This is a genomic window from Cellulosimicrobium sp. EB106-03-01-XG111 (assembly GCF_058792115.1).
In genome coordinates, this window is the sequence record NZ_JBYTEQ010000001.1 from 188,686 (window position 1) to 208,338 (window position 19,653).

General features: G+C 74.6%; 15 protein-coding genes. 12 read left to right on the top strand and 3 right to left on the bottom strand.

Annotated elements, in window-relative coordinates; genetic code table 11:
- Positions 1-124: 124 nt before the first annotated feature.
- The 4 genes from AC3WT4_RS00840 to AC3WT4_RS00855 all read left to right on the top strand — a co-directional run bounded on the left by AC3WT4_RS00840 (position 125) and on the right by AC3WT4_RS00855 (position 4,603).
- Positions 125-1,417, top strand: coding sequence for an FAD-binding protein (locus AC3WT4_RS00840; protein ID WP_492314436.1), 1,293 nt, complete (start codon positions 125-127; stop codon positions 1,415-1,417).
- A 268-nt stretch (positions 1,418-1,685) separates the two neighbouring features.
- Complete coding sequence (locus AC3WT4_RS00845) at positions 1,686-2,636, top strand: transporter substrate-binding domain-containing protein (RefSeq protein WP_175009721.1); 951 nt, start codon at positions 1,686-1,688, stop codon at positions 2,634-2,636.
- Positions 2,637-2,780: 144 nt separating this feature from the next.
- Positions 2,781-3,788: an amino acid ABC transporter permease gene (locus AC3WT4_RS00850; RefSeq protein ID WP_108051721.1), complete on the top strand. Its 1,008-nt coding sequence runs from the start codon at positions 2,781-2,783 to the stop codon at positions 3,786-3,788.
- 50 nt (positions 3,789-3,838) lie between these two features.
- Positions 3,839-4,603, top strand: a complete 765-nt coding sequence (locus AC3WT4_RS00855; protein ID WP_074804284.1) for an amino acid ABC transporter ATP-binding protein — start codon at positions 3,839-3,841, stop codon at positions 4,601-4,603.
- A gap of 95 nt (positions 4,604-4,698) precedes the next feature.
- Here the strand turns inward: AC3WT4_RS00855 and AC3WT4_RS00860 are convergent, their stop codons facing one another.
- Positions 4,699-4,911, bottom strand: coding sequence for a hypothetical protein (locus AC3WT4_RS00860; protein ID WP_128082896.1), 213 nt, complete (start codon positions 4,909-4,911; stop codon positions 4,699-4,701).
- Positions 4,912-4,993: 82 nt separating this feature from the next.
- Positions 4,994-6,028, bottom strand: a complete 1,035-nt coding sequence (locus AC3WT4_RS00865) for a hypothetical protein (RefSeq protein WP_492314437.1) — start codon at positions 6,026-6,028, stop codon at positions 4,994-4,996.
- A 321-nt stretch (positions 6,029-6,349) separates the two neighbouring features.
- Between AC3WT4_RS00865 and AC3WT4_RS00870 the strand changes: the two genes are divergently transcribed.
- Both AC3WT4_RS00870 and AC3WT4_RS00875 read left to right on the top strand, forming a co-directional pair.
- Positions 6,350-10,138 carry a TM0106 family RecB-like putative nuclease gene (locus AC3WT4_RS00870; protein ID WP_492314438.1) on the top strand — a complete coding sequence of 1,263 codons (3,789 nt, stop codon included), beginning with the start codon at positions 6,350-6,352 and terminating at the stop codon, positions 10,136-10,138.
- 182 nt (positions 10,139-10,320) lie between these two features.
- Positions 10,321-11,091 carry a hypothetical protein gene (locus tag AC3WT4_RS00875; RefSeq protein ID WP_400113299.1) on the top strand — a complete coding sequence of 257 codons (771 nt, stop codon included), beginning with the start codon at positions 10,321-10,323 and terminating at the stop codon, positions 11,089-11,091.
- Between the two features lie 211 nt (positions 11,092-11,302).
- Here the strand turns inward: AC3WT4_RS00875 and cspE are convergent, their stop codons facing one another.
- Entirely contained in the window at positions 11,303-11,506 is a 204-nt protein-coding gene (gene cspE / locus AC3WT4_RS00880) for a transcription antiterminator/RNA stability regulator CspE (protein WP_009861351.1), read from the bottom strand.
- Positions 11,507-12,158: 652 nt separating this feature from the next.
- On the opposite strand from cspE, the gene AC3WT4_RS00885 reads away from it, so the two are divergent.
- The 6 genes from AC3WT4_RS00885 (at position 12,159) to AC3WT4_RS00910 (ending at position 19,652) form a co-directional block, all read left to right on the top strand.
- Complete coding sequence (locus AC3WT4_RS00885) at positions 12,159-13,412, top strand: branched-chain amino acid ABC transporter substrate-binding protein (RefSeq protein WP_108051345.1); 1,254 nt, start codon at positions 12,159-12,161, stop codon at positions 13,410-13,412.
- A 114-nt stretch (positions 13,413-13,526) separates the two neighbouring features.
- Positions 13,527-14,585, top strand: coding sequence for a branched-chain amino acid ABC transporter permease (locus tag AC3WT4_RS00890; RefSeq protein ID WP_043657230.1), 1,059 nt, complete (start codon positions 13,527-13,529; stop codon positions 14,583-14,585).
- A complete protein-coding gene (locus AC3WT4_RS00895) occupies positions 14,582-15,973 on the top strand; it encodes a branched-chain amino acid ABC transporter permease (RefSeq protein ID WP_083384658.1) in 1,392 nt (463 codons plus the stop codon). The genes AC3WT4_RS00890 and AC3WT4_RS00895 overlap by 4 nt, the downstream gene beginning before the upstream one ends.
- Positions 15,970-17,034, top strand: coding sequence for an ABC transporter ATP-binding protein (locus AC3WT4_RS00900; protein ID WP_021483128.1), 1,065 nt, complete (start codon positions 15,970-15,972; stop codon positions 17,032-17,034). Before AC3WT4_RS00895 ends, AC3WT4_RS00900 begins: the two co-directional genes overlap by 4 nt.
- Positions 17,021-17,740, top strand: coding sequence for an ABC transporter ATP-binding protein (locus AC3WT4_RS00905; RefSeq protein WP_074803624.1), 720 nt, complete (start codon positions 17,021-17,023; stop codon positions 17,738-17,740). Before AC3WT4_RS00900 ends, AC3WT4_RS00905 begins: the two co-directional genes overlap by 14 nt.
- A 61-nt stretch (positions 17,741-17,801) precedes the next feature.
- On the top strand, positions 17,802-19,652 hold the full coding sequence (locus AC3WT4_RS00910; protein WP_492314439.1) for a hypothetical protein: 1,851 nt from the start codon (positions 17,802-17,804) through the stop codon (positions 19,650-19,652).
- Position 19,653 lies beyond the last annotated feature (1 nt).

Sequence of the window (19,653 nt, forward strand, 5' to 3'; positions counted from 1 at the left end):
ATCCCCGACCGGAACGGCGCCCATCCGGTCGCCCACCCCGTGCTCGACGGGGTGGGCGGGGTGGGGTGGGAGGCCGGGGGGTCGGGGGGTCGGGGGGTCGGGCGAAGGGTGGCAGGGTGGGGGCGTGACGAACACCGACGCTCCGCGTCTCGCCAACTGGGCCGGGAACCTCACCTACGCGTCCGCCGGGGTCGCGCACCCCGCGCACCCGGAGGAGCTCGCCGACGTCGTGCGGCGGTCGGCGCGCGTCAAGGCCCTGGGGTCGCGGCACTCGTTCGGGGACGTCGCGGACACGACGGGCACGCACGTCGTCCTCGACCGGTACGACGACGGCCGCGCTCCCGTGGAGATCGACCCGGCATCGGGCGTGGTGTCGGTCGCGGCGGGCTTGCGGTACGGCGACGTGACGCGGCACGTCCAGGCGGCGGGCCGGGCGCTCGCGAACCTCGCGTCGCTCCCGCACATCTCGGTCGCGGGGTCGGTCGCGACGGCCACCCACGGCTCGGGCGACGCTGTCGGCTCGCTGGCGAGCGCCGTCGTCGGGCTGGAGCTCGTCACGGGCGAGGGCGAGCGCCGGACGCTGCGGCGCGGCGACGCGGACCTTCCCGGCGCGGTCGTCGCGCTGGGGGCGCTGGGCGTCGTGACGCGCGTCGAGCTGGAGACGGTCCCGACGTTCGACGTGCGCCAGGACGTGCACGTCGGGCTGCCGTGGGACGCGGTGACGGCGCACTACGACGAGATCACCGCGTCGGCGTACTCGGTGAGCCTCTTCACGGACTGGGGGCCCGACGGCGTCCAGCAGGTCTGGCGCAAGTCCCGCCTCGCGCCGGGGGAGCGAGGCTCGACGCGGGCGGACCTCTTCGGGGCGACGCCCGCGACGACGATGCTGCACCCCCTGCCCGGCATCGACCCCGTGCACTGCACGCCCCAGCTCGGCGAGCCCGGCCCGTGGAACGAGCGGCTGCCGCACTTCCGGCTCGACTTCACGCCGAGCAACGGTGCCGAGCTGCAGTCGGAGTACCTCGTGCCGCGCGCCCGGGCCCAGGAGGCGTTCGCCGCGATGCGCGACCTCGGCCCGCGCGTCACCCCGCTGCTCCAGGTGGGGGAGATCCGCACGGTCGCGCCCGACCCCGAGCCGCTGTGGCTCAGCCCGTTCGACGGCCCGGCCGTCGGCGTGCACCTCACATGGAAGCCCCTGCCCGACGACGTCGCGCGCGTCCTGCCCGACGTCGAGGCCGCGCTCCTCCCGCTCGGCTCGCGACCGCACTGGGGCAAGCTCTCGCACGCGCTCGTCCACGACCCGGGCTCGGTCGCGGCGCTCTACCCGCGCGTCGACGACTTCGGCGCGCTCGCGCAGCGGTACGACCCGGAGGGCCGCTTCCTCGGCGGGTACGTCGAGCGCCTGCTCGCGGGCTGAGCGCGGCCGCCGGCTCGCACGGCGTCCGCGCGATCGCTCGACCGACACGAAGCGCGGGTGCGGTTCGTCACGGTTCGGCGTCGATGTCCCCGCCGGTTTGGTGAGCGGGGCCGAACGGCCCCACACTCGTGCGCAGGTGCCGCGCACCGCCGGGTCCTCTGTTCCCCGTACGTTCCTCTGCCCTCACGGGCCGGGTGCTGACGTAACACGACGGAGACGATCGGTGTCTACGCTGCCCCTGCCCGGCCCCACACCGATCGGAGACACCATGCGTACGACCTCGCGCAAGCTCCCCCTCACCGGTCTCGTCGCGCTCGCCGCGACGAGCACCCTCCTGCTCGCCGCGTGCACCGACGCGTCCCAGACCGGGACGGACGGCAGCGCCTCGGGTTCCGGTGACGAGACGTCGGCGGCGCCGTCGTTCGACCCGTCGACGATCGAGGTGGACGACGCGGCCGCCGCGCTCCTGCCCGAGGACGTCGCCTCCGCGGGGACGCTCGTCGTCGGCTCGAACACCGAGTACGCGCCCGCCGAGTTCATCGACGCCGACGGCAAGACCCCGATCGGGTTCGACATCGACGTCATCAAGGCGGTCGGCGCGACGCTCGGGCTCGACGTGGAGGTCCAGTCGGCCGACTTCCCCGCGATCATCCCCGCGCTCGGCACCAAGTACGACGCCGGGATCTCCTCGTTCACCATCACCGAGGAGCGCATGCAGGAGGCGAACATGATCGCCTTCCTCAACGCGGGGTCGGCCTACGCGGTCGCGTCGGGCAACCCGGACGACATCGACCCCGAGAGCCTGTGCGGCGTGACCGTCGCCGTGCAGACGGGCACGGTCCAGGACGAGGACATCGCCGTCCAGAGCCAGGCGTGCACCGACGCCGGCGAGGAGAAGATCGACATCCTCCAGTACGACTCGCAGTCCGACGCCACGACGAACGTCGCGGGCGGCAAGGCGCAGGTCCTGTACGCCGACTCGCCGGTCATCGGCTACGCCGTCGAGCAGACGGGCGGCCAGCTCGAGCAGCTCGGCGACGTGTTCGACAGCGCGCCGCAGGGCGTCGTCGTCGCGAAGGACGACACCGAGCTCGCCGCCGCGATCCAGGCGGCGCTGCAGTCCCTCATGGACAGCGGCCAGCTCGAGGAGATCCTCGGGGCGTGGGGCAGCGGCGACGCGGCCCTGGAGACCGCCGAGCTCAACCCGTCCGTCGGCTGACGACTCTCTCGCCAGCCCCGTCCGTCCCGCCGTGCCGCGGGCGCCCACCCGGCGCCCGCGGCCGGCGGGCGGGAACGACCGCGCGGACGACGACGACCGTGCGGCCCGGCTCGCCCGCCGAGCCCCGACCCCCCGAGGTGCACCATGACGACCGGTAGCTCCCCCCGCGGCGCCGCCGCCGGACCGGGCGACGACCCGGTCCCCGACCGCATCCACGCCGTCCCCGTCCCCCGGCCCGGCCGGTGGGTCTCCGCCGCCCTGCTGCTCGTGCTCGCCGCGATGGCGGCCAACGCCCTGCTGACGAACGAGAAGTTCCGGTGGGACGTCGTCTGGCTGTACTTCCGCGACGTGACGGTCGTGCGCGGCGTCGGCTGGACGCTCGTGCTGACCTTCGGCTCGATGCTCATCGCGATCGTCCTCGCCGTGCTCCTCGCGATCATGCGGCGCTCGGACAACCCCGTCATGCGGTCGGTGAGCTGGGGCTACATCTGGTTCTTCCGCGGCACCCCGATCTACACGCAGCTCGTGTTCTGGGGCCTCATCTCGGTGCTCTACCCGCGCCTGAGCCTCGGCATCCCGTTCGGGCCGGAGTTCTTCGAGTTCCGCACGGCGGACCTGTTCACCGCGTTCGTGTGCGCGCTCATCGGGCTCTCGCTCAACGAGGCGGCGTACCTCGCGGAGATCGTGCGCGCGGGCCTGGGGTCGGTCGACCCGGGCCAGACCGAGGCGGCGAAGGCGCTCGGCATGAAGGACGGCAAGATCCTCACGCGCATCGTGCTGCCGCAGGCCATGCGCGTCATCGTGCCGCCCACGGGGAACGAGACGATCTCCATGCTCAAGACGACGTCGCTCGTCCTCGCGGTGCCGTTCACGCTCGACCTGCAGTACTCGACGAACGCGATCGGCAACCGCCTGTTCCTGCCGATCCCGCTGCTCATGGTCGCCGCCATCTGGTACCTGCTCATCACGAGCGTCCTCATGGTCGGCCAGCACTACGTCGAGCGGTACTACGGCCGCGGGTTCGGCACCCAGACCGCGACCCGGCGTCGCGGGCGCGGCCCGGGCGGCCGCGGGCGGAAGCCGAGCCGGCAGGACCTCATCGCCGCGTCCGGCACGACCAAGGACGACCCCTTCCTGGAGGTGACCCCGTGAGCGGGACGCACGACACGCCGTCGGGCACGACGACCACGGACGCCACGCCGATGGTGCAGGTCGAGGGCCTGCACAAGATGTTCGGCGACCTGCACGTCCTCAAGGGCGTGGACCTCGAGGTCCCGCGGGGCTCGGTGTGCGTCGTGCTCGGGCCGTCGGGGTCGGGCAAGTCGACGCTGCTGCGCTGCGTCAACGAGCTCGAGGAGATCACGGGCGGTCGCGTCCGGGTCGACGGCGAGCTCATGGGCTACCGCGAGGTCACCAAGGACGGCCGCACGCGCCTGCACCGCCTGCACCCGAAGGTCGTGGCGCGGCAGCGCTCGCGCATCGGCATGGTGTTCCAGCGCTTCAACCTGTTCCCGCACATGACGGCGCTCGAGAACGTCGCGGAGGCGCCCGTCCAGGTGCGCGGGCTGAGCAAGGCGCAGGCGCGGGCTCGCGCGTCGGAGCTCCTGGACCGCGTGGGCCTCGCGGACCGCGCCGACCACTACCCGGCGCAGCTCTCCGGCGGCCAGCAGCAGCGCGTGGCCATCGCGCGGGCGCTCGCCATGGATCCCGAGCTCATGCTGTTCGACGAGCCGACGTCGGCCCTCGACCCCGAGCTCGTCGGCGAGGTGCTGGCCGTCATGCGCGACCTCGCGCGGTCCGGCATGACGATGATGGTCGTGACGCACGAGATCGGTTTCGCGCGAGAGGTCGCCGACACCGTCGTCTTCATGGACGAGGGCGTCATCGTCGAGCAGGGGACCCCGGAGCAGGTGCTCGGGGACCCGCAGCACGAGCGCACGCGGTCGTTCCTCGCCCACGTGCTGTAGGCGGCGTCGCCCCGGCGCGGGGCGCGAGATCGGCCCGGGCGTCCGAGGTCGACCCTCCGTGGGTCGACCGGGGGGCGGTCGGGTCGATCCGGCGCTCAGCCGGCGCGGCGGCGGCGCGGGAGCGCGGGAGCGCCGTGCGCAGGCGCGAGGCGGGGCGAGAGCCCCGTGGGCCGGGCGACCGTGACCATCTCCCCGCTGAGCGCCCGGCCGAGGTGCACGAGCGGCAGCATGTTCTCGTGCTCGACCACGAGGGCGTCGTAGATCGGGGTCTCGCTGTCGGGGGTGGGGGAGGAAGATCGCGTCAGCACGCCTCCCACTGTCGGTGAGGGACGTGTGTTCCGCGACCGGAAGCGGTGACGTGTCCGTGAGGCGTTCGTGGAGACCGCCGGGTCACCAGCCCCAGCCGCCCCAGTCCCAGCCGCCCCCGCCGCCGTCCCCGTCGCCGCCGTCGTTCCCGTTCCCGCCGCCGTTCCCGGGGCCGTTCCCCGGACGGTCCTCCTCCTCGCGCTCGTCCTGCTCCTTCTGGCGGTCGTCGAGCTCCTGCGAGCGCTTCGACGCGTCCTCCTCGGCCTGCGCGACGGCCTCCTCGCGCTCCGTGAGCTGGGCCGTCGCGGCGTCGAGCTCGGCGCGCTGCGACTCGAGGTCGGCCCGCTCGGACTCGAGCTGCTCGCGCTCCGCCGCGACCTCGCTCTGCACGCGCTGCGCCTCGGCCTGCTCGCGCTGCGCCTCGCCCTGCGCCGAGAGCGTGAGGCCGATGCCCACGAGCAGGCCGACCGCGACCCCCGCGAGACCGACCGCCGTCGGGACGACCCACCGCCGCCCCCGGTCCGGCGCGTGGTCGCCGTCGTCGTCGGCCGCGGGCAGGGCGAGCGGCCCCACCGGGACGACGCCGGAGCGCCCGGCCCGGGCGGCGCCCGCCGGAGCCGCGGCTGCCGTGGCGACGGGCGTCGCGCGTCCGACCGGGACGGGCGTCGGGCGCGCGGCGGGGTCAAGGCCGGACGACGTCGGGCGCGCGGCCGGGCCGTCGAGAATCCCGCCGAGCGCGGGGAGGATCATCGTGGAGCTCACCACGGGGTGGTCGTCCGCGGCGCCCGGGACCGGCGGGCCTGCCGGGACGGCGGCCGCGACGCGCGTCGCGTCGGCGTCGGGGCCGGTGCCGACGCCGACCCCCGGGGTCGCGCCCGACGAGCGGGCGCGCAGCGACCGGCGGGTCGGCGTGCCGGCCCCGGCGGGCAGCGGCTCGGTGGTGCGCAGGACGGGTGCCTCCGGGGCCGGCACGGGCCCGGGGGGCGGGGCGGCGTCGTCCGCCCAGAACACCCACCCGGGCGGGGGCGGCGGCCAGGACGGGTCCGGGTGCCACTCGGTCGTCGGGGTGAAGCCCTCGGGCACGGGCCACCCCGGCGGCGGCACGAAGCGCACGGCCATGGGTCCTCCTTCGGTGGCGCCCGCCGCGCGGGGGCGGGACGCCGGGAGCCACGGGGCTCCCGGTCCGGCGTGGACGTGCCGCGGCGACGTCCGACGACGACGCCCGGGCGGGACGTCCGACGGGAACAGTAGGGGAGCCCTGCCCGTCGGCACGAATCGCCCCATCCCGGGCACGGGCCGGTCCGGGGGCGACGGGGCGGGGACGAGGGGGACGGCGGGCGGACGGCGCGGACGCGTGGGTGGCCGCTGGTAGAACGGACGCAGACCGACGGACGGTCGGCGGCGACGGCCGTCGGCGGCCGTCCCGAACCGGAGGTGTGCGTGTTCCTCGTCGACGAGCCGGTGCTGCGGGCCGCGACCGTGGCCGACCGGGCCGGTGCCCGCGTGGCGCCACCCCGCGAGCAGGCGCTCGTGCTGTCGGCGAGCGACCTCGTCGTGGCCGCCGACTGCGAGTACCGGCTCCTGGTCCGGCTCGACGAGCAGCTCGGGCGCGCACCCCGCCGTGACGCGGGCAAGGACGCGATGCTCGCCCGCACCGCCGAGCTCGGCGCCCGGCACGAGCGCGCGGTGCTGGCGGGCTACGAGGCCGAGCACGGCCCGTTCGACCCGGCGACGGGCCGCGGCGTCGTGCACGTCGAGCCGCCGCGCGGCACGTCGTGGGACGAGCTCGTCGCCGCCCAGGCGCGCACGCTCGCCGCGGTCGAGGCGGGGGCGGACGTCGTGCACCAGGCCGTGTTCTTCGACGGCGCGTTCCACGGGCGGGCCGACTTCCTCGTGCGCACGGGCACGGACGACGCGGGCGCTGCGCGCTACGCCGTCGTGGACGCCAAGCTCGCGCGCCGCGCGAAGGTCCCCGCGCTGCTCCAGCTCGCCGCGTACGCCGACCAGCTCGTCGGCGCGGGCGTCCCGGTGGACCCGGACGTCTCGCTCGTGCTCGGCACGCGCGAGCGCACGTCGCACCGCCTGGCCGACCTGCTGCCCGTCTACCGGGACCGGCGCGAGCGGCTCGTGCGGCTCACGGCCGAGCACGTCGCGCGCGAGGGCCGCGCCCCGTGGGACGACCCGGCGGTCCGCGCGTGCGGGCGCTGCGCCGACTGCCGTGCCCAGGTGGAGGCGCGCCGGGACGTGCTCCTCGTGGGCGGCGTGTACGAGTCGCAGCGCGCGGCCCTGCACGCGGCGGGGATCCTCACGATCGACGAGCTCGCCGCCGCGACCGACGAGACGCCGGTCCCGGCGGGGATGAGCCGGTCGAGCTTCGCGCGCGTGCGGCGGCAGGCCGCGCTCCAGCTCGGCACCGGCCCGTCCGACGGCACGGTCGTGTGGGCCGACGCGTCCGGGCCGCACGAGCTGTCGTGGCGTATCGACGACCCGGCGCCGGTGCTCGCCCTGCCGGAGCCGAGCCCCGGCGACCTCTTCTTCGACTTCGAGGGGGACCCGCTGTGGACGGACGCGGGCGGCACGAGCTGGGGGATCGACTACCTGTTCGGGTGGGTCGAGCGCCCGGCGACGCCCGAGGACCGGCCGCCGTTCCACGCCCTGTGGGCGCACGACCTCGCGGCGGAGCGTGACGCGCTCGTCGCGTTCGTCGACCACGTCAACGCGCGCCGCCGCGTCCACCCCGACCTGCACGTCTACCACTACGCCGACTACGAGCGCGCGCACCTGCTCGCGATCGCCGCGCGGCACGGCGTCTACGAGGAGGAGGTCGACGACCTCCTGCGCGACGGCGTCCTCGTCGACCTGTACGCCGTCGTGCGGCAGGCGCTGCACGTGTCCGACCGCTCGCGGTCCATCAAGAAGCTCGAGCCGCTCTACATGGGCGACGAGCTGCGCACCGGCGACGTGACCACGGGCGCCGCGTCCGTCGTCGCGTACGCCGAGTACACCGCCCTGCGCGACGCAGGCCGCAGCGAGGAGGCGACGGAGCTCCTGCAGGGGATCGCGGACTACAACCGGTACGACTGCGTGTCGACGCTGCGCCTCGCCGCGTGGCTGCGCGAGGCGGCCGCGGCGGTGGCCGGGGCAGCGGAGCGAGACACCGGCTCCGCGGCCGCGACGACCGATACGGCGGCCGCGAGCGTCGCGGCTGCCACCACCAGCGCGGCTGCCGCGCCCGGCGCGGGCGAGCGGGAGCGGTCGTCCGCGGTGCTGCTGGAGGAGGAGATCCGGCAGGCCGTCGGCGAGGACCGCGCGCGGCGCACGGCGGACGAGCAGGCGCTCGCGATGTACGGGGCGGCGGCCGGCTACCACCGGCGCGAGGCCAAGCCGTTCTGGCACGAGCACTACTCCCGGCTCGCGCTCCCGCCGGACGAGTGGCTGGGGCGGCGGAACGCGTTCCTCGTCGAGCAGGCGGAGGTCGTCTCGGGGTGGGAGGTCGAGCCGGGCCGGCGCACGTGGTCCCGGCGCCTCGAGCTCGTCGGGCGGCTGCCCGAGGGCAGCGACCTGCGCGTGGGCGTCGCCCCGTTCGTGCTCTACGACCCTCCCTTGCCGCCGTGCTCCCGGACGGCGGTCGACGGCGTGCGGGGCTGGCTCGGCGGCGGGTCGATCCTCGACGTCGGGCGCCGCGCGACGCCGGCGGGCGAGCGCGACGTGCTCGTCGTGCGCGAGCAGCTCCCGACGGGCGCGGAGCCGTTCGACGCGACCCCGGTCGCGCTCACCCCGTCGCCCGGGCCCGGCACGAAGCCGCTCGAGGCCGCGACCGAGGAGGCGGCGCGCCGCGCCCTCGCCACGTGGCGGGCCACGGGCTCGCTCCCGCAGGACGCCGCGACCGACGTCCTCCTGCGGAGGCCGCCGCGCCTCGTGCCGTCCGCTGTCGACGCCGCCGCAGCCGACGCCGCCGCAGCCGACGGCGCCGCAGCCCGCGCAGCCGACGGCGTCGTCGCCGACCGAGCGGGGGGCGGTGCGCTGCCTCCGGCCGAGGACGACGTCGTCGACGCGGTGACGGCCGCCGTCGAGCGCCTCGACGACTCGTACCTCGCGGTGCAGGGACCGCCCGGGACGGGCAAGACGTACGTCGGCGCGCGGGTCGTGGCACGGCTCGTCGCGCAGGGGTGGCGCGTCGGGGTCGTGGCGCAGTCCCACGCCGTGGTCGAGAACCTCCTGCGCGCGGTCGTGCTCGGCGCAGGCGTGCCCCGCGAGCTCGTCGCGAAGAAGCTCGCGGCGGACGGCCCGTCGTCGCGCGCCGTGTACGCCGAGCTCGACGGCGCCCACCTCGCCGCGTTCGCGACCGAGCCGGGGCCGCGCGTCGTCGGGGGCACCGCGTGGGACTTCGCCGCCGAGCGGCTGCCCGCCGGCACGCTCGACCTGCTCGTCGTCGACGAGGCGGGTCAGTTCTCGCTCGCGAGCACGGTCGCGGTCGCGCGGTCGGCCCGCCGGCTGCTCCTGCTCGGCGACCCGCAGCAGCTCCCGCAGGTCAGCCAGGGCCGCCACCCCGAGCCGGTCGACCGCTCGGCCCTCGCCTGGCTCGCCGACGGCCACGGGGTCCTGCCGCCGGAGCGCGGCTACTTCCTCGCCACCACGTGGCGCATGCACCCGGACCTCGCCGCCGCGGTCTCGACGCTCTCCTACGAGGACCGGCTGCGGGCGCACCCGAGCGCCGCGGCCCGCCGCCTCGACGGCGTCGCCCCCGGCGTGCGGCAGGTGCTCGTGGAGCACGCGGGCAGCACCGTGCGCTCCACGGAGGAGGCCGCCGAGGTCGTGCGCCAGGTCGCGGACGTCCTCGGCCGGTCCTGGACCACGACGGTCGACGGCGTCGCGCACGAGCGTCCGCTCGGGCAGGGCGACGTGCTCGTCGTCGCCCCCTACAACGCGCAGGTGTGGGCGGTGCGCGACGCCCTCCGGGACGCGGGCTACCCGGACGTCGAGGTCGGGACGGTCGACCGGTTCCAGGGCAAGGAGGCACCGGTCGTCATCCTCACGCTCGCGGCGTCGTCCGGGCACGAGGCGTCGCGCGGGCTCGGGTTCCTGCTCTCGCGGAACCGCCTCAACGTCGCGGTGTCGCGCGCGCAGTGGAGCGCGGTCGTCGTGCGCTCGCCCGGTCTCACCGAGGCGCTGCCCCGGTCGGCGCGCGGTCTGGAGGAGCTCGGCGCGTTCCTGGCCCTCACGACCTGACGGGCGACGCCCCGGCGTCGGGGCCGCCGGGACCGCCCACCGGAACGACCGTCGGAACGACCGCCGGGACGGCCGCCGGAACCGCGGGCCGGCGCGCGTCGTTGGTCGGGGAGTGAGCCGTACCCGGCCACGACCTCGGCGCGAGCGCACGGCGCAGCGCCCCCACCCTCGGAGGACGACCCATGGGATTCCTGGACCGGCTCCTCGGCCGCGAGCCGCGAGACCACGGCGGCGCGCCGCAGCACACGGGCCCCTACGGCGCCCAGCCCCCGACGCAGGCCGTGAACCCCTACCCGACCCAGTACCCGGCCCAGCAGCCCGCGTACGGCAGCGCCCCGCAGGACGCCCGGCCCGCGGCCGGGCAACGCACGCCGGACCAGGTCGCGATCGACCGGTACCGCTATCTGCTGCGCACCGCCCCGCCGGACGCCGTCGAGCAGGCGCACGCCGAGGCCTTCGCGCGGCTCACGCCCGAGCAGCGCCGACAGGTGCTCGCCGAGCTCGGCGAGCAGGTCCCGGCGGGGGAGCGGGCGACGTCGGACGCCCCGCAGGACCTCGCGCGCATGGCGACGCGGGCGGAGATGCGGCAGCCCGGGACGCTGGAGCGCACCTTCGCGGGCCGGGGCCAGGCGGGCCCCGGCTTCGGCGCGATGGTCGGCTCCAGCCTGCTCGGCACGATCGCGGGCGTCGTCATCGGGTCCGCGGTCGCGAACGCCCTCTTCGGGCCGGCGTTCGCCGACCCGAGCCAGCCCGTGGCCGAGGACTCCGCAGCGGGCGCCGGCGAGGACCCGGCTGCCGCCGAGGACCCGGGTGCCGCCGAGGGCGGCGGTGACGGCGGTGCCGTCGAGGCGTCGGGCGGGGACCCCGCTGGCGGCGCCGACGATGGCGGGTTCGACGGTGGAGGCTTCGACGGCGGCGGGTTCGACGACTTCGGCGGCTTCGGCGAGTTCTGAGGGCGTCTTCGCGCCCGGCGGAGCCTGACCCCGCCCCGCGCTGAGTGCAGGAAACAGTCGCCCTCGAATCGGTGCGGGCGCGACTGTTTCCTGCACTCAGCGACTGACGCCGCCGGGGCGCCCGGAAACGCACGAGTGCCCCCGACCGGACGGTCGGGGGCACTCGGTGAACGATCGATCGGTGCGGCGAGCCGCTACCGAGGAGATCGGGTCAGACCGGGCGGATGTTCTCCGCCTGCGGGCCCTTCGGGCCCTGCGTCACGTCGAACTCGACGCGCTGGTTCTCCTCCAGCGTGCGGAAGCCCTGCGACTGGATCGCGGAGTAGTGCGCGAACACGTCGGCGGAGCCGTCCTCGGGGGCGATGAAGCCGTAGCCCTTCTCGCTGTTGAACCACTTCACGGTTCCGGTAGCCATTGTTACTCCTTCAAGAGTGTGGAAACACCCCCCGCGGGCGCAGGGGAGTACATCACGGTGTTCGTCGTCAACTCTTGGGTAACAAGGTCCGCCGGGCACCCGCCGGGTGGCGGTCACGTCGACGCGAGGACAAGCGAGGCACTGCAATCTCGGAGACAACCGTACATGGTAGGCCCCCTCTTGGCCATGGGTTGCCGAGAGCTGTCGTGCAGACGCTCGCGGCGGCCACGACGGCGGGCGCAGGGAGCGCGCCCGGAGGCGCCCGGACGTTCCCCGGGAGGTCCCCGCGAGGTGCGAGGAGAGCGCCGCCGAGGAGGGCGTCGAGGACTCAGAACGGGACGTTCGTACCGTTCACGGAACGAAACGAGACCCTTGCGTTACGAGTCGGTAACAACTCCCTGCGTCTCACGAAACCCGATCCGCCTACGTTCGCGTCACCCAGGAACGCGGAGGCGCCCCCTCCCGCGGATTCGTGGGTCCGGAGCCCTCCGAGATGCCGCGGAGGGCTCCGGACGGCGCGACCGCGGGGAGGTTTCGTCCCCGGGTGACCTGTGTCACTATTCAGCACGCAATTCAGTGTTGAATTCAGCGATCGACCGCGGAGAGAGGCGGCTTGGCTGCCTCCGCGGGGATCAGGACCACGGAGGTTGGCATGCATCGCACAGCACGACGGGCGAGCGGGGGTGCCGCCCTGCTCCTCGCGGCCACCCTCGTCCTCACCGCCTGCGGTCCCCAGTCCCAGGGCGGCGGCGACGAGACGACCGGGACGTCGACCGAGACCGACGACGGCGGCGGCTCGGCCGACCTGAGCATCGTCCCGTCGGTCCAGATCGACATCGACGGTGCCGAGGTCGAGGCGACCGCGGCCGGCAACCCGGTGGACCCCGCCGGTGACGGCAGCGCCGAGTGCGCCGACGGCACCTCGATCGCGGTGGCCGGAGCCCTCACGGGCCCGAACGCCGCGCTCGGCCTCAACATCCAGTACGGCGCCCAGGTCGCGGTGGACGCGTTCAACGAGGCGAACCCGGGCTGCCAGGTCACGCTGAAGCCGTTCGACACCGAGGGCGACCCGCAGAAGGCGACCCAGGTCGCGCCGCAGATCGTCGGCGACGCGAGCGTGCTCGGCCTGCTCGGCCCCGCGTTCTCGGGCGAGACGGCCGCCACGGGCGACGTGTTCAACCAGGCGGGCCTGCTGTCGCTCACGGCGTCGGCGACCAACCCCGACCTGACGAAGAACGGCTGGACGAACTTCTTCCGCGGTCTCGCCAACGACGCCGTCCAGGGGCCGTCGGTCGCGAAGTACCTCGTGAACACGAAGGACTTCGGCAGCGTCTGCGTCGTCTCCGACAACTCGGACTACGGCATCGGCCTCGCCCAGCAGATCACCGAGGGCCTGGGCGACGCGGCGAACGAGGACTGCGCCGCCGAGGTCAAGACCGGCGACAAGGACTTCTCCGCCGCCGTGCAGATCATCTCCGGCGCCGACGCGGACGCCGTCTTCTACGCCGGCTACTACGCGGAGGCCGCGCCGTTCGTGCAGGGCCTGCGCGACGGCGGCGTCGACATCCCGTTCGTCTCGGCGGACGGCACGAACGACCCGCAGTTCGTCTCGCAGGCGGGCGCCGCGTCGAAGGGCGCGATCCTCTCCTGCCCGTGCGGCCCGGCCCCGGACGACTTCGCGGCCACCTACGAGGAGACGAACGGCCAGGCGCCGGGCGTGTACTCGGTCGAGGGCTACGACCTCGCGACGATCATGCTCACGGGCATCGCCTCCGGCGTGACCGACCGTGCGGGCCTGATCGACTACGTGGCGAACTACTCCGGTGAGGGCCTGGCCCGCGCCTACGAGTGGGACGACACGGGCGAGCTCGCCTCGGCGCTCATCTGGATCTACGAGGTCCAGTAGTCCGACGACGACGGGCGCCCCGCCCCGACGTCCCCGCCCCGCGCGGGGACCGGTCGGCGGGGCGCCCGTCGTGGACCACGACCTCGTACCCCAGAGAACGAACCAGGGAGCGTCATGCCCGCTCTTGCTGACGCGCTGATGCACAGCGCGACCGCCGGCCCCCTCGTCCACCAGTCCCTCATCGACTTCAACATCGCCGGCCTCGCCCGGAACTTCTGGGGCCTCACCATCGAGGGCCTCACCTACGGCGCGATCTACGCGCTCGTCGCCGTCGGCTACACGCTCGTCTACGGCGTGCTGCGGCTCATCAACTTCGCCCACTCCGAGGTCTTCATGCTCGGCATGTTCGGGCAGTACGCGACGCTCATGCTCCTCGGCTTCTACCCGAGCGGGAACGCGTACGACAAGGGCATCGCGCTGACGGTGCTCTACCTCGGCATCGCGATGCTCGGCGGGATGCTCGTCGCGGGCGGGGCCGCCGTCGGCCTGGAACGCGTGGCGTACCGGCCGCTGCGACGGCGCGGCGCACCGGCGCTCGTCTTCCTCATCACCGCGATCGGGATGTCGTTCATCATCCAGGAGTTCGTGCACTTCGTGCTGCCGAAGCTCACGGGCGGCACGCTCGGCGGTGTCAACGCGCAGCAGCCGATCCGGCTGGTCCAGCCCGAGGTGCAGTTCACGATCGGCGGCGCGCCGGTCACGAACATCACGCTCGTCATCATCCTGTCGGCGCTGGTCCTCGCGCTCGCGACGGACATGTTCATCAACCGGACGAAGTTCGGCCGCGGCATCCGCGCCGTCGCGCAGGACCCGGTGACCGCGACCCTCATGGGCGTCTCGCGCGAGCGCGTCATCATGCTGACGTTCCTCATCGGCGGCATCCTCGCCGGTGCGGCCGCGCTGCTCTACACGCTGCGCGTGCCGAACGGGATCATCTACTCCGGCGGCTTCATCCTCGGCATCAAGGCGTTCTGCGCCGCGGTGCTGGGTGGCATCGGCAACCTGCGCGGCGCGCTGCTCGGTGGTCTGCTGCTCGGCGTCATGGAGAACTACGGCCAGGTCGTGTTCGGCACGGAGTGGCGCGACGTGGTCGCGTTCGCGCTCCTCATCATCGTCCTGATGTTCCGCCCGACGGGCATCCTCGGGGAGTCGCTGGGGAGGGCCCGCGCATGAGCACCTCGACACCCGCACCTTCACCCGGCCCCGCGCCCGACGGCGGTCGCCCCACCGCGATGCCGCCCGCCGGCCGCGTCGCGACGAAGGACCGGCCGCACAGCGGCGTCGGCGACCGGCTGCGCCTGTGGTGGGACGCCCAGGCCCGGCCCACCCAGTGGGCGATCGGCGTGCCGTTCCTGCTCTTCCTGGCGCTCGTGCCGATCCTCAACATCCCGGTGCTCACCACGGTGGGCACCAACTTCGGCGGCGTCATGGCGCAGTTCGGCATGATCGCGCTCATCGCCATCGGCCTCAACGTGGTCGTGGGCCAGGCGGGCCTGCTCGACCTGGGCTACGTCGGCTTCTACGCCATCGGCGCGTACACGGTCGCGATCCTCACGAGCCCCGACAGCCCGTGGAACCAGACCGACGAGTGGCTGTCGAAGGACTGGGCGTGGCTCGCGGCGCTGCCGATCGCGGTCGCGATCACCTCGTTGTCCGGGCTGATCCTCGGCTCGCCGACGCTGCGCCTGCGCGGCGACTACCTCGCCATCGTCACGCTCGGCTTCGGCGAGATCGTCCGCCTCCTCGCGGACAACCTCGACGAGCTGACGGGCGGCGGCCAGGGCCTGCGCGGCGTCGCCTACCCCCGGGTGGGCGTCACGGAGGAGCTGCCCAACGGCGTCTTCTCCGCGGGCAACGCCGCGGGCACGCTCAACTCGGGCGTGTGGTGGTACTGGCTGAGCCTCGTGTTCATCGTCATCTCGCTGCTGCTCGTGGGGAACCTGGAGCGCTCGCGCGTCGGGCGCGCCTGGGTCGCGATCCGCGAGGACGAGGACGCGGCCGAGATCATGGGCGTCCCGACGTTCCGCTTCAAGCTGTGGGCGTTCGTCATCGGCGCGTCGATCGGCGGCGTCGCGGGCGCGCTCTACGCCGGGCAGGTCCAGTTCGTCATCCCGACGAACTTCAACGTCATCAACTCCGTGCTCTTCCTGTGCGCCGTCGTGCTCGGCGGCCAGGGGAACAAGCTCGGGGTGATCCTCGGCGCGTTCATCATCGTGTACCTGCCGAACTTCTTCCTCGGCCGCACGGAGCTGTTCGGCATCCCGATCAACGGCAACGAGATCGCGAGCTACCGGTACCTGTTCTTCGGGATCGCGCTGGTCGTGCTCATGATCTTCCGTCCGCAGGGGCTCCTCCCCGTCCGGCAGAAGCTCCTCGCCTACGGGCGCGAGCTCTACGTCGCCGCGCGCCGCGCGGCGCAGGCCGTCACGCGCGGCGGGTCCGACGACGGCGCCCGGCCGGGCTCCCCGGCCGTCGCGACGGCGTCGGGCGGCTCCCGCGCGGCGGGCACGACGACCGGGACCGGCGCAGACGGCACGACGACCGGGGAGGAGACCCGATGAGCACCCACGACCCCGGCGGCATCGGCGCGGGCGGCGAGCACGGCGACGAGCACCTCGCGTCGTCGGGCCGCGCCGACTCGTCGCGTGCCGACCTGTACATGCCCGGAGCCGTCCTCGAGGAGCCGGCGGTCGTCGACGTCGCGGACGTGCGCCCCGAGCTCGCGAACCCCGAGCTCGTCGACGCGATGGTCGCGCCGGACCGCACGGTCCACGCGCGCGTCGGCGAGCCGCTGCTCCAGATGCAGAACGTCACGGTCCAGTTCGGCGGCCTCGTGGCGCTCGACGACGTGACGTTCGACATCCGGCGCGGCGAGATCCTCGGGCTCATCGGCCCGAACGGCGCGGGCAAGACGACCGCGTTCAACGCCATGACGGGCGTCTACCGGCCCACCCAGGGGCAGGTCGTCTTCGACGGCTCCCCGGTGGGCAAGCTCAAGCGCTACCGGATCACGCAGCGCGGCATCGCGCGCACGTTCCAGAACATCCGCCTGTTCAACGAGATGACGGCGCTGGAGAACGTCGTCGTCGGGTCGGACGCGCGGCACCGCACGTCGGTCCCCGGGGCGCTGCTGCGCACGCCGCGGCACCGGCGCGAGGAGCGCGACGCGATCGACCGGGCGCTCGCGCTGCTCGAGTTCGTCGGCGTCGGCGGGCGGGCGACGGAGAAGGCGCGCAACCTCTCGTACGGCGACCAGCGCCGGCTCGAGATCGCGCGGGCCCTGGCGACCGAGCCGAAGCTGTTGTGCCTCGACGAGCCGGCGGCGGGCTTCAACCCGGCGGAGAAGGAGTCCCTCATGGACCTCATCCGCCACATCCGCGACGACGGGTACACCGTCCTGCTCATCGAGCACGACATGCGCCTCGTGCGCGGGGTGACCGACCGGATCGTCGTGCTCGAGTTCGGGCGCGTCATCGCGGACGGCACGCCGGACGAGGTCACGAACGACCCCAAGGTCGTCGCGGCGTACCTCGGCGTCCCGGACGAGGAGCTGGCCGGCCCGGACGGCGTCGGGCCCGCGGCCCCCACCACCGAAGGAGGCAGCGGCCATGCCCCTGCTTGAGCTGCAGGACATGACGGTCGCCTACGGGCGGATCGAGGCCGTGCGCGGCATCTCGATCACCGTCGACGAGGGTGAGCTCGTCACCCTCATCGGGGCCAACGGCGCCGGGAAGACCACGACGATGCGCGCCATCTCGGGCATCCGCCCGGTGGCGCGCGGCAAGGTGCTCTTCGACGGCAAGGACATCACGAAGATGAAGGCGCACCTGCGCGTGCTCGAGGGCATCGTGCAGGCACCCGAGGGTCGCGGCATCTTCCCGGGCATGACGGTCGTCGAGAACCTGGAGATGGGCGCGTACGCGCGCACGTTCGCGTCGAAGGCCGAGCACGACGAGACGGTCGAGCGCGTCTTCGACCTCTTCCCGCGGCTCGCGGAGCGCAAGGAGCAGGTGGGCGGCACCATGTCGGGCGGCGAGCAGCAGATGCTCGCGATCGGGCGCGCGCTCATGGCCCGGCCGCGCCTCCTGCTCCTCGACGAGCCGTCGATGGGCCTCGCGCCCATGGTCATCCAGCAGATCTTCCGCATCGTGTCGGAGATCAACGCGCAGGGGACGACGGTGCTGCTCGTCGAGCAGAACGCCCAGCAGGCACTGTCGCGCTCGCACCGCGCGTACGTGCTCGAGACGGGCGAGGTCGTGCGCAGCGGCGGCGGCCGGGAGCTGCTCGCGGACTCGAGCATCAAGGAGGCGTACCTCGGGGTCGCGTAACGGGCGGACCCGCCCGTGCCAGGCGGGTCCGCCGCCCGACGGGCTGCCCTAGGCTGGCCGCGTGCCGCTCCGACGACGTGACGCCCGGGACCGACTGACCTTCGAGCTGGTCGAGTCCGAGGGCGTCGACGCGGACGACGAGCTCGGCGCGGACGGCCCGGGCGCGGGCCCCACCGGCGCGTCGGGTGGCGCCCGGTGGATGCCGTCCGGTGCGCCGCAGGGCCCGATGTCGGGCACGACGTCGGGCGTCCGAGCGTCGTTCGAGGCCCCGGACGACCCGGCGGGGCCGGGCGGACGGCGCGGGAGCGAGCCGGCCGGGAGCGGCCCGGCCGAGGACGGATCGCCCGGGAACAGGTCCACCGAGGGCGGGCCGACCGAGCGCGGGTCGGGCCGCCGTGGCCGACGCACCGTCGTCGTCGCCGCGGCCGGTGTCGCCCTCGTGCTCGGCGGGATGCTCGCGGTCGACGCGTGGCAGGGGCGGGCCGACGTCGAGCGGCTGCGGGCCGCTCCCGGCGGGCTCGAGCCGCTGCCGGACGCGCCCGTCGAGCGCTGGTCGGCCGACGTCGAGGTCTCCGGCGGGCTCGCGTTCCTGCCCGGTGCGGTCGTCACGGTCGAGGACGGGACCGCCGTGGGCCGGTCGCTCGACGACGGGGTGGAGCGCTGGCGCGCCGACGTCGGCGCCCACGCGTCGTGCGGCGGCCAGCTGCTGTGGTCGCTGCCCTTCGGCGAGCCCGCCTCGACGCTCGTGTGCGTGGCGCCGGTGTCGGACGCCGTCGGCCTCGGCGGCGTGACCGACCTGCAGCTCGACCCCGCGACCGGCCGCGTCCTCGCGTCCGACTGGGCGGTCACGGTGCTCGCCGCCGACGGCGAGGTGCTCGGACGCCGCGACACGACGTCCGTCGGAGGTGTGCCCGTCCCCGGAGCGGACGGCACGCTCCTCCGGGCCCAGCGCGTCGGCGAGGTCCCCGCGGGCGACGGCGCCGTCGTCGAGCAGGACGTGGCCACCGGGGAGGTCGCCGACCTCCCTGTGGGACGCGGCGCCGTCGTCCGCGTCGAGGACGCGCTCACGGGGGACGCGCGGTGGGAGGCCGACGTGCCGTTCGTCGCGGGGGCCGGGCAGTGCATCGGCTGGACCGAGGTGGACGGGACGGAGACGATCCGGGCGGAGCTCGAGAACCTGTGGGCGGCGACCGAGACGCACCTCGTCCGTGTCGAGGGCTGCGGCGTCACGGCGTGGTTCACGCCGGGCGGCGAGCGCCTCGACGACCCCGACGACCCGCTGGACTCGGTGGTGGCGCTCCCGGACGGGACGTACTACCGCGACCCGGCGGGGTACGGCTCCGCCTGGGGCTCGTCGTCGGCCGCTCCGAGCGACGCGGCGCCCGCCGTCCTCGGGGCCGACGGCAGCGTGCGCTGGGAGCCGCCCGGCCCGGTCCTCGTGCCCCGTTCGACCGACGGCTCGGACGCACCGCTCCTCGCCCGGTACGAGGGGGAGCTCGTCGCGCTCGACGGCGACGGCCGCGAGCAGTGGCGCTCGTCCGAGGTGGTGGCGCCCGAGACGGTGCTCGTCGCCACGCACGACACGGTGGTCGTGTCCGGGGGTTCCAGCACCGGCTGGATGACCGGGCTCGACGCGACCACGGGGCGGGTGCGCTGGTCCCTCGACCGCGAGACGGTCGAGGCCGCGGCCGGCGGGGGCGTCGGCTGGACGGAGACCGCCTACACGGACGGGCGGCGCGCGATCCTGCTCGCCTACCAGGACGACGGCAGGACGGACCTTCTCGCTCTCGACCTCGCCGACGGGCACGTCGCGTGGTCCGCCGAGGGCGGTTCGGACGACGGCTCCTGGCCCGTCCCTCTCCAGGGCCGGCTCCTGCGGGTCGGGCCGTCGGAGGTCGTCCGGCTCGGTTGAC

What these genes read in the sequence shown, in the direction of transcription:
- AC3WT4_RS00905 (WP_074803624.1), top strand. Translation starts at nt 17,021, where the DNA reads ATGCCCCTGCTTGAGCTGCAGGACATGACGGTCGCCTACGGGCGGATC.
- AC3WT4_RS00875 (WP_400113299.1), top strand. Translation starts at nt 10,321, where the DNA reads ATGGGATTCCTGGACCGGCTCCTCGGCCGCGAGCCGCGAGACCACGGC.
- AC3WT4_RS00855 (WP_074804284.1), top strand. Translation starts at nt 3,839, where the DNA reads ATGGTGCAGGTCGAGGGCCTGCACAAGATGTTCGGCGACCTGCACGTC.
- AC3WT4_RS00865 (WP_492314437.1), bottom strand. Translation starts at nt 6,028, where the DNA reads ATGGCCGTGCGCTTCGTGCCGCCGCCGGGGTGGCCCGTGCCCGAGGGC.
- AC3WT4_RS00895 (WP_083384658.1), top strand. Translation starts at nt 14,582, where the DNA reads ATGAGCACCTCGACACCCGCACCTTCACCCGGCCCCGCGCCCGACGGC.
- AC3WT4_RS00850 (WP_108051721.1), top strand. Translation starts at nt 2,781, where the DNA reads ATGACGACCGGTAGCTCCCCCCGCGGCGCCGCCGCCGGACCGGGCGAC.
- cspE (WP_009861351.1), bottom strand. Translation starts at nt 11,506, where the DNA reads ATGGCTACCGGAACCGTGAAGTGGTTCAACAGCGAGAAGGGCTACGGC.
- AC3WT4_RS00885 (WP_108051345.1), top strand. Translation starts at nt 12,159, where the DNA reads ATGCATCGCACAGCACGACGGGCGAGCGGGGGTGCCGCCCTGCTCCTC.
- AC3WT4_RS00890 (WP_043657230.1), top strand. Translation starts at nt 13,527, where the DNA reads ATGCCCGCTCTTGCTGACGCGCTGATGCACAGCGCGACCGCCGGCCCC.
- AC3WT4_RS00845 (WP_175009721.1), top strand. Translation starts at nt 1,686, where the DNA reads ATGCGTACGACCTCGCGCAAGCTCCCCCTCACCGGTCTCGTCGCGCTC.
- AC3WT4_RS00900 (WP_021483128.1), top strand. Translation starts at nt 15,970, where the DNA reads ATGAGCACCCACGACCCCGGCGGCATCGGCGCGGGCGGCGAGCACGGC.